The organism is Gemmobacter nectariphilus DSM 15620 (assembly GCF_000429765.1).
In the GTDB taxonomy this organism is placed as follows: Bacteria; Pseudomonadota; Alphaproteobacteria; order Rhodobacterales; family Rhodobacteraceae; genus Wagnerdoeblera; species Wagnerdoeblera nectariphila.
In genome coordinates, this window is sequence record NZ_AUCM01000037.1 from 1 (window position 1) to 13,504 (window position 13,504).

The 13,504-nt window shown below is 69.3% G+C and carries 16 protein-coding genes; 1 reads left to right on the plus strand and 15 read right to left on the minus strand.

All coding sequences use genetic code 11. From position 1 onward, the window contains the following. Positions 1 to 299 (plus strand): transposase domain-containing protein (locus G481_RS24485; protein ID WP_035026678.1); only part of this gene is annotated, 299 nt, incomplete at its 5' end. A gap of 79 nt (positions 300 to 378) precedes the next feature. Here G481_RS24485 and G481_RS25255 read toward each other — a convergent pair. From G481_RS25255 to G481_RS24525, 15 genes are all read right to left on the minus strand, one after another. Beyond that, on the minus strand, positions 379 to 1,026 hold the full coding sequence (locus G481_RS25255; protein WP_028031234.1) for a hypothetical protein: 648 nt from the start codon (positions 1,024 to 1,026) through the stop codon (positions 379 to 381). A 172-nt stretch (positions 1,027 to 1,198) separates the two neighbouring features. Next, positions 1,199 to 1,570: a hypothetical protein gene (locus tag G481_RS0117990; protein WP_028031235.1), complete on the minus strand. Its 372-nt coding sequence runs from the start codon at positions 1,568 to 1,570 to the stop codon at positions 1,199 to 1,201. Further along, the gene (locus tag G481_RS0117995; RefSeq protein WP_028031236.1) at positions 1,567 to 1,827 is read right to left on the minus strand and encodes a hypothetical protein; all 261 of its coding nucleotides are present in this window, start codon (positions 1,825 to 1,827) and stop codon (positions 1,567 to 1,569) included. Before G481_RS0117995 ends, G481_RS0117990 begins: the two co-directional genes overlap by 4 nt. Before the next feature lie 4 nt (positions 1,828 to 1,831). Next, positions 1,832 to 2,542, minus strand: a complete 711-nt coding sequence (locus G481_RS25260) for a hypothetical protein (RefSeq protein WP_051294643.1) — start codon at positions 2,540 to 2,542, stop codon at positions 1,832 to 1,834. A 108-nt stretch (positions 2,543 to 2,650) separates the two neighbouring features. Further along, positions 2,651 to 2,911 carry a hypothetical protein gene (locus G481_RS0118010; RefSeq protein WP_028031238.1) on the minus strand — a complete coding sequence of 87 codons (261 nt, stop codon included), beginning with the start codon at positions 2,909 to 2,911 and terminating at the stop codon, positions 2,651 to 2,653. Continuing rightward, positions 2,901 to 3,431: a hypothetical protein gene (locus G481_RS25265; protein WP_051294644.1), complete on the minus strand. Its 531-nt coding sequence runs from the start codon at positions 3,429 to 3,431 to the stop codon at positions 2,901 to 2,903. The genes G481_RS0118010 and G481_RS25265 overlap by 11 nt, the downstream gene beginning before the upstream one ends. Before the next feature lie 139 nt (positions 3,432 to 3,570). Beyond that, positions 3,571 to 4,167 (minus strand): recombinase family protein, encoded by a 597-nt coding sequence (locus tag G481_RS0118025; protein WP_028031239.1) that lies wholly within the window; start codon positions 4,165 to 4,167, stop codon positions 3,571 to 3,573. Continuing rightward, positions 4,164 to 4,379, minus strand: coding sequence for a hypothetical protein (locus tag G481_RS0118030; protein ID WP_028031240.1), 216 nt, complete (start codon positions 4,377 to 4,379; stop codon positions 4,164 to 4,166). Before G481_RS0118030 ends, G481_RS0118025 begins: the two co-directional genes overlap by 4 nt. A 191-nt stretch (positions 4,380 to 4,570) precedes the next feature. After that, positions 4,571 to 4,957: a hypothetical protein gene (locus G481_RS0118035; RefSeq protein ID WP_028031241.1), complete on the minus strand. Its 387-nt coding sequence runs from the start codon at positions 4,955 to 4,957 to the stop codon at positions 4,571 to 4,573. 446 nt (positions 4,958 to 5,403) lie between these two features. Next, a complete protein-coding gene (locus G481_RS25270; RefSeq protein WP_154664678.1) occupies positions 5,404 to 7,815 on the minus strand; it encodes a DUF5906 domain-containing protein in 2,412 nt (803 codons plus the stop codon). A gap of 122 nt (positions 7,816 to 7,937) precedes the next feature. After that, positions 7,938 to 8,177, minus strand: coding sequence for a helix-turn-helix transcriptional regulator (locus tag G481_RS24510; protein ID WP_035026683.1), 240 nt, complete (start codon positions 8,175 to 8,177; stop codon positions 7,938 to 7,940). A gap of 245 nt (positions 8,178 to 8,422) precedes the next feature. Beyond that, positions 8,423 to 9,646, minus strand: coding sequence for a tyrosine-type recombinase/integrase (locus G481_RS24515; protein ID WP_051294645.1), 1,224 nt, complete (start codon positions 9,644 to 9,646; stop codon positions 8,423 to 8,425). A 446-nt stretch (positions 9,647 to 10,092) separates the two neighbouring features. After that, positions 10,093 to 10,452, minus strand: coding sequence for a phage tail assembly chaperone (locus tag G481_RS0118055; protein ID WP_028031244.1), 360 nt, complete (start codon positions 10,450 to 10,452; stop codon positions 10,093 to 10,095). Then, positions 10,449 to 12,398 carry a phage tail tape measure protein gene (locus G481_RS24520; RefSeq protein WP_051294646.1) on the minus strand — a complete coding sequence of 650 codons (1,950 nt, stop codon included), beginning with the start codon at positions 12,396 to 12,398 and terminating at the stop codon, positions 10,449 to 10,451. Before G481_RS24520 ends, G481_RS0118055 begins: the two co-directional genes overlap by 4 nt. 8 nt (positions 12,399 to 12,406) lie before the next feature. Further along, positions 12,407 to 13,354 carry a terminase TerL endonuclease subunit gene (locus tag G481_RS24525; protein ID WP_245595005.1) on the minus strand — a complete coding sequence of 316 codons (948 nt, stop codon included), beginning with the start codon at positions 13,352 to 13,354 and terminating at the stop codon, positions 12,407 to 12,409. Positions 13,355 to 13,504 lie beyond the last annotated feature (150 nt).

Genomic DNA, 13,504 nt, shown 5'->3' on the forward strand with positions numbered 1-13,504 from the left:
TCCACAACCATTGGGACGGGTTGCAAACCTTCCTGACCGACGGCCGCGTCGAGATTGACTCCAACAGGGTGGAAAACCTGATCCGCCCCATCGCCCTCAATCGCAAGAACGCACTCTTCGCCGGCCATGACGAGGGCGGCATGGCCTGGGGCCGCATCGCCTCGCTGATCGAAACCTGCAAGATCAACGGCATCGAGCCCTTTGCCTATCTCAAGGCCACCCTGACAGCCATCGCCAACGGCCATCCGCAAAGCCGCCTCGACGAGCTGCTCCCATGGAACTTCAAGCCGTCAAACTAAGCCTACCGTGCGGTCCAGCGACCGCTTACCGTCTATAGTTATCCCCGCCTCGCCAGCGGAAAAACGTGAGCCACAGCAGTCACTTGAACAGCTCTGGCCTCTCCCTCTCAAGCTCGCGCCACCCGTCATTCACGCGCCGGGTCCGCTGCCTCTTGGCGATGGCCTCGGGGGTGTGGTTGAGAGCGGCAACGCGGAGGAGCTGCGCCCTTCGCTCCGGCGTCTGGGCTAGGGCCTTGTGGCTCCTGCTCCGCTTTGCACACACCTCCGGTTCCTGAGACCGGGCGATGCTGGCAAGGCGGGCGTCGGCTATCTGGGCCTCTCCCTCGGGCGTGGCCGCGTAGGCGCGCCGTGCGGCCCGGTGGCGGGCCATGTATTCCGGTCTGGCCGCTTTCGCCCGTGCGGCCAGCGCCTCCTCGCGGGACCAGCCGTCCCCGCCGTCCTTCAAGTTGACGCACTTCCTGCCCAAGATCGCCCGGGCGAGGTCCACCGCTCGCCTCTCCGCCCGAGGCCAGTCCGCGACAGACACCACGGCGAGGATGCGCCACTCCACCCGAGCACCGTGCCGCGCGTGGAACCGGGGAACCACGTCGCCCGAGCCCGCGTATCCGTCAGGGAGACGCCCGGTCCCCCGGCGCGGCCAGCCGCCCGGGTCGCACTCGTGCTTGCCGATGTAGACCGCGCCCGAGCCGGGCGAGCGGAAGGCGTAGATGACGACATTCTTCTCCATGCCCAGAGGATACCGCGCGCCCGGCTCGGGAGGGATGGCAGAGGATTGCGCGCGGCCCGCCTTCCGTTGAGCCACCCGCAAATGGTGTCCGGCGAGGCGCGGCGAGAGGCCCAGAAGGGCAAGGCCCCCGGGGAGGACAGCGAGGCCACCCTAGAAGCGCTCGGTTTGCGGGTCAGTGCATGACCGGCGAGCGCAGCCGGAGCCACCCGAGGTCGATGGTGTGACAGAACCAGCCGAAGGCCCGGACCACGGCCCGGTCGTGCTGCTGGATCAGGTGCGGGTAGGCAGCCTCGGGGTTGCGCACGGCATCGACCCAGACCACCGCCCGGCGGTCGGGCAGCGGCTGACGCGACAGCATCCCGACCAGAGCCCCGAGCGGGCCACGCGGGACGCCGTAGAGGCGGGAGAAGCGCTCAACGTCCGAGGGCGTGGCCCAGCCGTCCGGGTTCGCCCCCTCGGCATAGGTGAGCAGCGCCATGTGCGCCTTTCGGAGGCGCGACGGAAAGAGCTGCAGGTAGGCGCTCGCCACGCGCTCGGGGGTCATGCCCCGCGCCCCGGGTGGGTGTATGCGAGGCCCAGAGCGTCTCCCTGAAAAACACACGGCGCGAAGCCGCCCGCCGCCGTGGCCGCGACCTGCGTTGTGTCGAAGCCGTTGAACGGCCCGTTGAGATGGGGCACGAGGGCGTTGGCGGCGAGGATCGCCGCCGGGGCGCTGGCCGCGTCCACGAGGGCGGCGTGGGTCCCCGAGGGGTTGCGGAGGTGCTCCGCGCCGCGCGGGCGGGTGACGAGGTAGAGGGGCATGGGATCACTCCTTGGGCTTGTTCATGGCGAGCTTGACACGGTCAAGGGGCCGGACCTTCCCGGCCTCCCACTCACGGTTGCGGTTGATCGCGCGCTGGGCGGCGAGCTTGACGGCGGCGATGGCGTCCTGAACGCGCCGCGTCTCCTCGCCCACCAGCCGGTCGGCAAGGTCCTGCGCGCTGAACGGGCGGGAGCGCGCGGGCATCCGGTCCACGACCGAGACGAGGGCCGCGCCCAGCACCTTGTTGCCGGAGGCGACGGCGAAGGCCGCCATGTTCTTCAGCTCAACGATGCCGGAACCCTCAAGCTGCTGCATGTAGGCGGTGCGCTCGGGCGTCCCGAGGCCGGAGCGGGACAGGACGGTGATGGGGGAGGCCCAGAGCTGCGCCGTGGTGGCGAGGCTGTCGGCGGCGGCGCTCAGCTCCTTGAGGTGCGCCCAGCGGGTTTCCGAGCTGTTCGCCACGACCTCGCGCCGGGCGATGGCCCGGGCCTTGTCGGCGGCGGCGGTCTGGTCCCCGGGGTTGAAGCCCGCGCGGGCGAGGCTCTCCGCCGCGTCGGACGCGCGCTTGGCCACGCCCGCCTCAAGGGTGTCGATCAGCGCGCCGAACTTCTCCGCGCGGCGGGCCGCGACCTCGGCAAGCGAGATCACATCGGCGGTCGCCAGCAGCGGCTTGTCGGGGATGTTGAGGGGGAGGGATGGGGCCGGTTCAGCCATGTGGGGCTCCTCTTGCCTGCGGCGGGCCACCAGCGGCGCGCCTTCTCGGGCGAGAGGATACCGCGATGCTGCGCTGCGGCGAATGGCGGAGCGTTGATAACTGGCCGGTCAGAACCACGCCAGCAGCTTGTCCCCGGCAGGAGACTTCCCGGCCCACGCGCTGGTGGTCGGGAGGTTGGCCTCCGGGTCCTCCGCCGTCAGCCCGAAGGCCATCCCGACGCAGATTTCCGGGGCGTCGGTCACGAGGGCGGTGACGGGTGCGCGCTGCCCGGCGGGCGTGTAGCCCTCGCGGACGGTCGCGGCGTAGCCCATCCGGGACAGCAGGCCCGCTACGTTCCCGTAGGCGTCGGCCCGCGTCTCAGTCCCCACGGCGCGCCTCCGGGTCCAGCGGGCGGTGCTCTATCACGTCCGGGTCCTCCGGCTGCCCGGGGATGCGCCCGCCCGCCCCCTCGCGCTCGCGGAGGAACTCCTCCACGGTCATCTTGTTCGGGATCAGCAGAACGCCCCCGGTGTTGACGGTGAGGTTGAGGTTCGCCTCAAGGGCCTCGCCCTCCCGATACTGGTGGCGGGACTTGAGCAGGAAGATGTTGGCGACCACGTTGCCCTCGTCGGCGGCGGCGCGGAGGTTGCCCACGAGGGCGTCGTGCTCCCGGGCGAGGCCGCGCTGGTATGCCTCGTCAACCTCCGGGTCGCGCCGCCGGACCTCCCGGAGCGTGGCAACGTCCATCCCGAGGACGCGGGCGATGGTGGTCAGGTGGCAGCCCCGCCCGGCCAGCTCCTCCACGATGCGGAGCCCCCGGGGCGTCACCTTCCAGAAGGTCCGGCCCTGTCCCCCGGGGCCGGGGGGAACCAGCCGCGCGGGCAGGTCGTCGTCTTGGTCGTCGGTCATGGCTTCACCTCTCGGCAGTGGTGGGTGTGGGCGCGGAGCCCGAGGAGGAGCGCCTCGCCCCGGGCCTGCACCTCGGGCGGGACGGTCGGGGCGGGCGCGCAACCGGCCAGAAGCAGGGCGATGGCGAGCGCGAGGCGGGTCACTCTGCGGCCTCCCGGTCGAACTCGGAACAGACGCGCCACGAGAGGCTCTTGCCGCAGCGAAGCTCCCGCGCGATGCGGTCCATGCCCATCCCCCGGGCGCGCAGGGCGCGGATGGACTGGACCAGCGTGTCGGAGGCCGGGGGCCTGCCGATGCGCTTGCCCCGGGCGCGGGCGCGCTCCATCCCGGCCCTCGTGCGCTCAACGATCATCGCCCGCTCGAACTCGGCAAAGACGCCCGACATCTGCAACAGCGCCCGGCCCGCCGGGGTGGAGGTGTCCAGCGCCTGCTGCTCTAGGAACAGGTCGCACCCGACCGAGCGCAGCGTCTCGAACAGCTCCACGAGGTCGCGGAGCGAGCGCCCGAGGCGCGACACGTCCCACGCCATCACCACGTCGAAGCGGCGGCGCTGGGCGTCGGCAATCATCGCGTCCAGCCCGGGGCGGCGCGAGGTCGCGCCGCTGGCCGTCTCGACATACTCGCGGGCGACGGTCCAGCCCGCCCGAGCGGCCACCTCTCGCAGCCGCAGGAGCTGGTTCTCGGGCGTCTGCTCCCCGGTGCTGACCCGGGCGTAGATCGCGGCGCGGCGGGTCATTCGGTGCCTTCCCCGCTCAGGATGGCCTCGCGCTGGGCGGTGAGGGCCGCGATGCGCTCGGGGGCCAGCTCCGCCGCGACGGCGGGACGCGCTCCCCGAGCCTCAAGGCGGCGGGCCACTTCTGCGGTGAGGGAAGCGACCTTGGCCCGGTCCCCCGCGCGGATGGCGGCGTGGACCCGTTCTTTGATCTGTGCGGTGGTGAGGTTTTCCATCGGTGGTGCTCCATTTCTCGGGTTGCGGAATGGGGTGTTCAGATACCCCGCATGACCGGAACATACCGTGAACGACTGGTGGCCGTCTACCCTGAAAGCGGACGGTTCCGAGGTGGCCCGGGCGGGCGCGAGAAGGCCCTGACAACGTGGAGTTTGCGGCGGGTGGGCGGGGACAGCCTTTCGGGGTGGCCCTACTCTCCGGCCTCAGCCCAGCCGCCTATCGCCGGAAGGACACGCCAGCTCCGCCGGTTGTCGTCGAAGTCATGCGCCCAGCCAGTCGCCTCGGACCAGCGACCCCGGGCCACGTCGAGTGCGGGGAGGCGGAAGGGCTCCTCTGAGCTTTCGCGCACCCCCAAGGCGGCGAGGCACAGCCTGATTTCAACGATGTCGTGCGGTCGAAGCTCCATCCCCCGGGCGCTCGCCCAGTTGGAGACGTCATGCGCATGACACGGAACCCCTCCCGGCAAGAGGAGGTCGCGGCGCTGGTAGCCCAGCACACCCGGCACCTCCCCCGCGTCAAGCATTGCCTTCATTGCCTTCCCGACGCGGCTGTCGGGCCGCACCTTCGCCTTCATCATCGCCTTTGCCTCCGTCGCTGCGATCCTGCCCAGAGGCTACCGCGCCCGAACCTCGCAAGCCCGCGCGGCCCGTTGCGAGGGGTCCCTTTTCGTTGCGAGGGAGAACGCGCTTTGCGAGCGGCCAGGAGTGGCGGCAGGGCGGAGCTAGACGGTTTCGGCACCACCACCCAAACCGTCTAGGAACCGTCTAGCGCACAACCTGTTGTTTTCCCTTCTCTTATTCTTTCTATTAGACGGTTAGACGGTTAGACGGCAAGAAAACCGCCGTAGCCCTGACGCATCTCTCCCGGCTCCTCCTCTGGGCTCCGGGTGCCCGGGCCTCCGAAAGCGAAAACCACCGTCTAATCCGTCTAACCGTCTAGCAGCCACATTTTGCCCAAGCAGGACAAACACTTAGCGCTAGACGGTTTCCTAGACGGTTGCCGAAAACCGGCTGCTCGAACCGTCTAGAAGGGCACATCGCCCTCTCCTCCGGCCACCACGTCCCAAGACGCCCCGTCTGCCTCGCCCCAGTCCACGGCCAGACCGTGCGACCCTGCCCACAGGCGGCGGGCCTCCGGCAGCGCGGGTAGCCACCAGCCCCGCACCTGCCTCCGGGCGACGGTCTCGCGCTTGGCCTCCGCGCCGGGGCCAGCGGCCCGCGATAGCTCGTGCCCGAGCCGCTCGGTCAGCCCGGGCCGGACCTCGGGCACGAGGCGGCGGGCGGCAGCCCAGCTCGCAAGGTCGCTGGTCGGGATGAACACCCTCTCGCCGTCGCGGATCGTCGGCCACCGCCCGTCCTCGCGCTCTACCAGCGGCGTCTCGCCGCGCATGAGCAGCTCAAGGGCAACCGCCGCCGGGCCGCTGACGCTCGCCAGCTTCTGGGCCATCAGCTCGTCGGTCTGGGGGATGTTCCAGCGCGGGTGCCACTCCCCGAGGTCAAGCCCCAGCAGGTCGTGGAGCATCGCGGCGAGCCCGCCGCCGTCCATCTCCGCCACGAGGTCGGTGAAGTATCCCCGCTGCCCCTTCCTCGCGTCCGACACGGCGAAGGCGGCGAAGCGGCGCTCGTCAATGGAGGCAGGCACCACCCAGTCCTCGTTGCTCGACATGACGATGTGGAGGTGGTTCGGGGACTGGTAGGCGTCCCGGCCCTTGCCCTCGATCATCAGCTCGGGCTCGGTGACCATGACCTTGAGCGTGGCCTCCGCCTGCCGGTCCCCGTGCCATTCCACCTCGTCCGCAAAGAGGAGGCAGCAGTCCCGGAGGTGCAGGTTGAAGTTGCCGGTCAGCAGCTTCCCGTTCGGGATGTGGAGCCCGTGCTGGCCGAACAGGCGCATGAGCGCCCGGGCGAAGATGCCCTTGCCGGTTCCCTTCTTGCCCCGGAACACCAGCGCGACCTCCGCCGGGGCCTCGGGGTTCTGGACGGCGAAGGCTGCCCAGCGCTCGATGTAGTCCGCCGCCTCGGGGTCGCCCCCGGCGAGCACCTCCCGGACGTGGGCGCGCATCCGGGACCAGTCGCCCGGCGCGGGCACGACCCCGAAGCCGCGCCAGAGGTTGAGCTGGTCGCCCACCTCGTCACCGCCGCCCGGCGCGAACACCAGCGAGTGGGCCTGCCTCCGGTGGGGCCACGCCAGCCACGTCGCCCCGAGCGGCTTCATCACCGCGTTCCCCTCCCTGTCGGTCGCCACTTTGATCGTGCGGTTCAGGTAGCGGTTGCGGAAGTCCTCGAAGGACTGGAGCGACACAGTGCTGCGGGACTGGCCCCCTATCTCGCGCCTGACGAACTCAAGCACCCGCGTCTTGTCCTGCTCGTTCAGCAGGACCACGTGCCGCTCGTTCAGCTCCGCCAACTCGGGCTCGGAGGCCGCATCCCGCGCCCGCGCTATCTGCCGCGCGACATACTGCTCAGGGCGGGGTTGCTCGCGGACGTGCGCGCTGACGCCGTGGTCGGGGTCAAGGATCAGCGCCGCCATCGTGTCGTCGTCCACCCCGGCCCGCGCTAACTGGCACAGGACGGCAAAGAGGACCTCGGAGCGCGAGGGGTAGCGCCCGGGCGCGTCCGGGTCCTCGCCGTTGACGATCAGCGCCCGGGTCCGGGCGTCAACCGCGTCGGGCAGGTCGTCCAGCGACACCTGAGGCAGGTTCGCGCTCAACGTCACCGGCGCAGCGCCGCCTCCCCCGCCCGTCGCCCTCGCCGCCGGGGCCGGGGCCGGGAAATCGGACGCGCGGAACCGGCGCGACCAGTCCGCCCAGACAAGCCGGGTCGGGGCGTCAGTGCGCCCGCGCCACCGCTTCTTCTGGCCGGGCAGGTTCACCGCTCCGGGCAGCCGCATGAGGCGGCTCACGTCCACGGTCGGCATGTCGCCGCCCAGCGCCCCGGCGATGAGACGGTTGAGCGCCTCGGCAACATCGGGGCCAACCTCCTCGTCGTCCTCGAAGCGCCAGAAGCCCTGAAACCCGCCGCCGCTGTCGATGACCGCAGTGGGCCGGGGGAAGGGCAGCTTCCTGCCGTCCACCTCCCAGTCCTCGAAGATGCGCCGGATGCGCCGCCGCTCGGCTTCGCCGTGTGCGGTCAGCTCCGCCAGTCGTTCGGGCGTCGGCTCCCCCTTGGGCCAGCCGCCATCCGGCACCCGGGCGTCCACGTCAACGTGCAGGCCTCGGATGCGCGTCACGTCGCCCTTCTCGCCCTTCTTGTGCGTGTCGGGCGAGAGGTCGTTGACATGGAAGTAGAGGTTCTTGACGCCCGAGAGGCCGCGCGCCCAGTCGGACAGCTCCCCGAGGTCGGTGAAGGTCCGGGTCACGGTCCCGCCGCCCTCGCGCGGGATCGCGGTCGGCCACCACGGGCCGTTCTCCGACCAGCCCCGCAGGAAGTCGCTCAACGCTTCGCCATCGCCCGGCCCGCCGTTCGCGGGTATACTGGCGCCATCAGGGTGATGATGCCTGTCTTCCGCGCCTCCGGTGAGCTTCCCAGCGCCGGGGGCGCTCTCCCCTCCGCCCCCGCTCATTCCTGCCTCCCGGCTTCCAGCCAAGAGTCAAGGTCCGCCCGCCGGTAGCGGACGATGCGCCCTCCCACCTTGGAGGCCACCGGCCCCACGCGCCGGTAGCGCAGGTCCTCAAGGCCCCGCGCAGTCAGCCCGCAGTAGCTCGCGGCCTGATCGGGGGTCAGCCACTCGGGCGTCACCAGCTCGTCGCGGACGCGCGCCACCACGAGGCGCACGATTTCGTCTATGTCATGGGTCATGTAGCAGCCCGTCGCTCAGGGCTGCCTCACCTTGGCAGCCGGTTGAGTGACGGGGCCATGGCGCACCTTCGCGCCCACCGGGTTGCCCCGCGCCCTTGTGTTTCCTCGGGCGCTCCCCGCGCGCGGCACTTCCCAGCCAGCCGGTGCGGATACCTAGTCTCTGCTCAGACGTTACCGGGCCGCGCCCGCCCGGTAAAGGGGGCTCGTGCCCCCGCTCAACGCTTCACCCGTGCGCCGCCAGTGACTTATCCCCGCTTCCGACACCAGCCCATGATGTAGCGGCTCATCGCCTCCTGCCGCCCGCGCAGGTAGTCCTCCGCCACCTTGGAGCGGGTCATGTAGCCGTCGCTCACGTCCCCGTCCGCGTGGTTCATCAGGATCATCACGTCCGTCTTGGAGAGGCCCGCCTCGGGAGAGAGGGTCTTGTAGGTCTGGCGCAGGTCCCCGCCGAACTTGGGCAGCGCCTCCCGGTCCTCCTGATAGGCGACGATGTGACCGGCGAAGTCGCCCCGGTGCGACCTCGCGCCCTCCCCCGGGAAGACCCACTCCGCCGCGTTCACCGCGTTGACAATGCGCCCCGCCCGGCGGGCGCGGGCGAGGCAGGCCAGCATCTCCCGGGACAGGGGAATGTCGAAGGCGCGCCGCTCTCCCCCCTTGGGCTTGGGGACGTGGAGGACGCGCCGCCGCACGTCCAGGTGCTCCCAGCGGGCGACGGTCAGCGCCCCGGGGCGCGAGCCCGACAGCAGGCAGAAAAGGTGGAACTCGCGCCGCACCGGGTTGGGCAGCGCGCCCAGCTTCCTGAACCACCCGGGAAGCTCCGACGCGGACATGGCCGTGTCGCGGCGGCGCTGGGGGTTGAAGTCGATGGAGTCAACCGGGTTGAACGCGGGCAGCTTGGGGTCCAGCCGCCGCTTCCGGGCGTAGTTGTAGACGCGCCGCAGGAACACCATCGCCCCGTTGGCGGAGGACGGGCCGCTGCTGGCCGTCAGCTCGCGGTGGCGCTTGCGGACCTCCGGGGTGTGGTCGGAGAGCCGCGCGAGCGGGGTCCTCTCCCAGTCGGACAGCAGCCGGTAGCTGTAGTCGTAGCCGCGCACGGTCGCGGCGCTGCGCCGCCCGGCGGCAACGTCCTGCTCCATCGCCGCGCGAAGCTCCGCCCACGCCGCGCCGAACGTCAGCGCGCCGCCCTCCCGTCCCCCGCCCTCCCGAGCTATCTCAACCTTCGCCTCGCGCGCCGCCCGGCGGGCGTCGGCCACGCTGACCTCCGGCCACTTCCCCACCGCCCGCTTCTTGGTGGACCGCTTGCCCAAGGGCGACACCACGTCCACCTGCACGGTGAAGGTCTTTGTCCGGGCACCGACCACGACGAAGAAGCCGGGCTCCTCCGTGTCGCGCACGACATACTGGCCGGAGGCGGCGGGCGGGAGCTTGTCCAGCACGTCCTTGGAGAGCTTGGTGGGCTGCATGTTCATCTTTTGTTCCTATCAGGGTCGCGGTCTAAGACGGGGCTAAGACGGTGTGGGGCGAAGTCGGGTAAGTCGGGTGGGGCACTGTCTGGCCCCGTGTCGTCGGGAGTATCCCAGTGATTACGGGCACTTGGGATCATCCCCGGGACTATACCGTAGGTTGCGTGGCGCGTCTAGGCTTACTGTTAATCAATTGGTCGTAGGTTCGATCCCTACCGCCGGAGCCAGAAATCCCTGATAATCCAGAGATTTACGAGCAAGCCCCCGCAAGGGGGCTTTTCTCGTCATATCACTGGGGAACACTGGGGGAACAGTCCTGCATCGTCAGAGTGGTTTTCGCGCCGCGCAGTTTTGGAGCGGTTTGCCGCGCGATCTCGGGGTTTTCCCACTCGCCGAGTAACGGGGATGCAGGGGCCGACATGGCAGACCCGGGCGCATCCTGCCCTGTCCGGTCAGCCCATGACCACATCCAGCAAGGCGGCGTTCAGGGGCTGTTTGCTGATCGGGGGCAGGCTCTTGACGCCTTCGGGCACCTTGGCCCGCTGCGCCACCGCAAGCCATGCCGCGTCCATGTCCATCAGAATGGTGACGTGCCACGGCTCCAGCCGCAGGCGCATCAGGCGGGCGAAGGCCTCGATCTCGGCAAAGCTGATCGGGTTCGGCCCGGCCATGTGATAGGTGCGGGTGGCGTTCAGGCGCTGGAAGGCGTTCCACAGCGGGCGGCCAGCCTCGGGCGGCCTGACCCTTGCCCCAGACAGGGCGGCGGTCACAGCGGCGCAGAGCTGGCGGGACAGGCGGGTTCTGGCGGTCATCCGATCGGCACCTCACGGGCTTGGCGATATGTCGCGTCAACAGACTGGCTGACGATCTGCGGGGCGGCGGAAGCGACCACGCGGCCCGCCTGATCGCGCACGAAGGCGCCCAGCTGCGCGGTGGAAGGGTCCATCGTGACGGTGACGGTCAGGGCCTGCGGCTTCGCTGCCGTGGGCGCGCTCTGGCCGCGCGTGTGGTCGGTGACGGTCTCGCGCGGGTGCAGCATGGCCATGAATCCGCCCTTGCCGTCGAGACCGCCCGTGCGGGTGCCGTCGCCCGTATAGCCCCCGCCGTCGAAGGAAAGCGATTCGCCCACGGATTTCACCAGCGTCGTTCCCCAGGACGTGCTGCCGAGCAAACCAAGCATCCCCTTGGTGAACTGGACCTTGGCCATCTGCATCAACAGGCTGGCCAGCGCCTGTTTTGCCGATGCCGACCCTTCAAGGATGCTGCCGAAGAGGTCGCGGAAGGCATCCTGCCCGCGCATCGAGGCCTGTTCCACCTGCCGCATCCGATCGGCTGCGTCGGTGGCGGCGATCCCGCTTTCGGCATAGGCGCGCGCCAGGTCTTCAAGGCCGGCGATCTGGTCTGGCGTCAGGTCGATCCCTGCCTTCTGCGCCGCGATCAGCAGCTCGGCCCGCTTCTTGGCATAGTCGAGCGATCCGCCATAGGCATTGCCCGCCGCCACCAGATCATGGAGGCTTTGCGCCTCGGCCGCATTGGCGGCGATCTGCCGTTCGGTCGCGGCGATGGCGCTTTCCAGATCGTTGAGGCGCGACTTGCCGCGCCCGCTGCCCGGCTTGTCCTTGCCCGGCGGATCGGTTGTCGCAGGCGGCGCCCATGTGTCGGCCTTCGGCGCCCAGGTGCGTTCCGTGCGTGACGACAGGATTGCAATGATGCGGTCTTCTTCAGCCGTCAGCTCGGCAATGGTGTCTTCGATGGCCTGAACCTGACCACCCCAGCTGTCAGGCCTGCCGCCGGCGCGGATCGCGTTCATTTCGGCATAGAGGTCGGCGCGCTGGCCCATGATGGCGGTCTGACGATCCTGCAAGGTCGTGTCGCGCTGGTTCTCGAACTCGCGGAACCCGTCGAGGAAGTCCGAGAGGCTGGAGGCCGCGCTGATGATCGCGCTTTTCAGGGCAACGCCCACGGTATTGGCGACGGTGTTGAACTGGCGGTTCAGCTGGTCGGCCTTGGCGATCAGCTCATCCGACATGACAATTCCCAGGTCCGAGGCCTCGCGCTTGGTATCGGCGATCTTGCGCGATCCTTGTTCCAGCAGTTCTACGAACCGCTCGCCCCCGGTGCCGCCCAGCAGCTCATCGAAGATGCGGATCTGCGCAGCGCGGTCCAGCTGTTCGACCCGGCCCATGATCTCCAGCAGCAGCGCGCTGGGGTCTTTCATCTTGCTGGCAACGTCGGCCGCGGAATAGCCCAGCCGCTCGAAGGCCTCGGCCGCCGATCCCTTGCCGGTGACCGCGAATTCATCGGCCCGCAGCTGCAATTCCTTGATACCGTCGGTCAGGGCATCAACGCCGATGCGGTTCTGGTCGGCAACATAGCTCCATTCCTGAAACTCCTTGGCCGAGAGGCCCGCACGCCGCGCGGCATCCCCGACACCTGCCACCCCCTCGGCCAGCTGGTTGATGCGCCCCACCGCCTCGGTCAGCCCGCCGATGGCCAGCGTTCCCAGCAGTCCGCCAGCGAAGGCCTTGGCGAAGGTGCCGATGCCCGTGCTGGTCGTCGCCAGCGCCTGATTGATCCGGCTGGTCGATCGCACCATGTCGGCTTCCATCTGCCGCGTTGCAGATTGCGACCCCCGGCGCAGGTTCTGATAGGTCTTGGTGCCCCGCTGATCGGCCTTGGCAAGGTTCTTCTCGAAGTCCCGGATCCGGGCCTCCAGCATCACCACCAGGCGTTCATCTGCCCCGACTGCCGCGTTCATGTCGCCTCCTATGCCATCCAGAGTTCTTCGGTGAACCAGTCGGCTGAGGTCGTGAACTGCCCCTCGGCCGCTGCCGCACGGGCCACGGCCATTGCCGTGGCAACCGCGCCGTCGATCTTGTTGCCTGACTTGCCCTTGTGGAACATGCGGTTGCCCGCCTTGTCCGTCTCGACCTGAATGTTGTCGAAGTTCCAGCGCAGCACCGGGTGCCCGCCGTGGCGCAGGCCACCCGACAGGATCGCCCGTTCCAGTTCCTTGACGGCCGGCGCCATGCTGGCCCAGCCTTGCCGGAACTCGACCGCCAGGATGCCATCCGCGTTCAGATTGGCCATCATCGCGCGACCATAGGTCGGATCGAAGGCCACTTCCTGCACATTGAAGCGCGCGCACAGCTCGCGAATGTGGTCTTCGACGGCGCGCAGATCGACCGTGTTGCCTGGGGTCGGGATGATGAACCCGGCCTCGGCCCAGGTCAGGTAATCCACCCCATGCCGCTCGCCCCGGGCGCGCAGATTGTCTTCGGGGCAGAAGAACCAGGCATGGACCGCATACCCCGCGCCATCGCGCCAGGCGGCCACCACCACGGTCAGATCCTCATTCTTGGACAGGTCCACCCCCAGCCAGCAGGGGGCTTGCGTGGCGGCCATGTCGGCAAGGTCCACCTCGCCCGCGCCCCGGTCATAGATCGGCATTTCCACAAAGGGCGATGTGGACTGGTCCAGCCAGCGGTTCAGGTTGAATTGCAGGAAGCTGTCGCGCTCATGCACCGACTGTTCGGCCAGCCGCGCCTTGTCGCGGTAGGCGTCAAGGTCGGGATACCCATAGTCGAGACCAGGGTTCACCGCACGCCATACCGCTTCATCCTGCCAGTCGTCTTCCGGCTCGGCCATGAAGATCACCGGCAGCGTGGCCGGGTCTTCGATCTCGCCCTTCTGAATGCGGATCGCGCGTTCCACCTGTTGCCAGGCGATGTTTTCCTGCCCGCGCCCCGAGGTCGAGGCGATCAGCAGAATGAACCGCCCCGGGTTTACCGGAGGGCAAAACTCTCGGAGAATTGCCCGTTATGGAACAGACATCAAAGAAGAAGACCGCGAAGCCGTATTCAC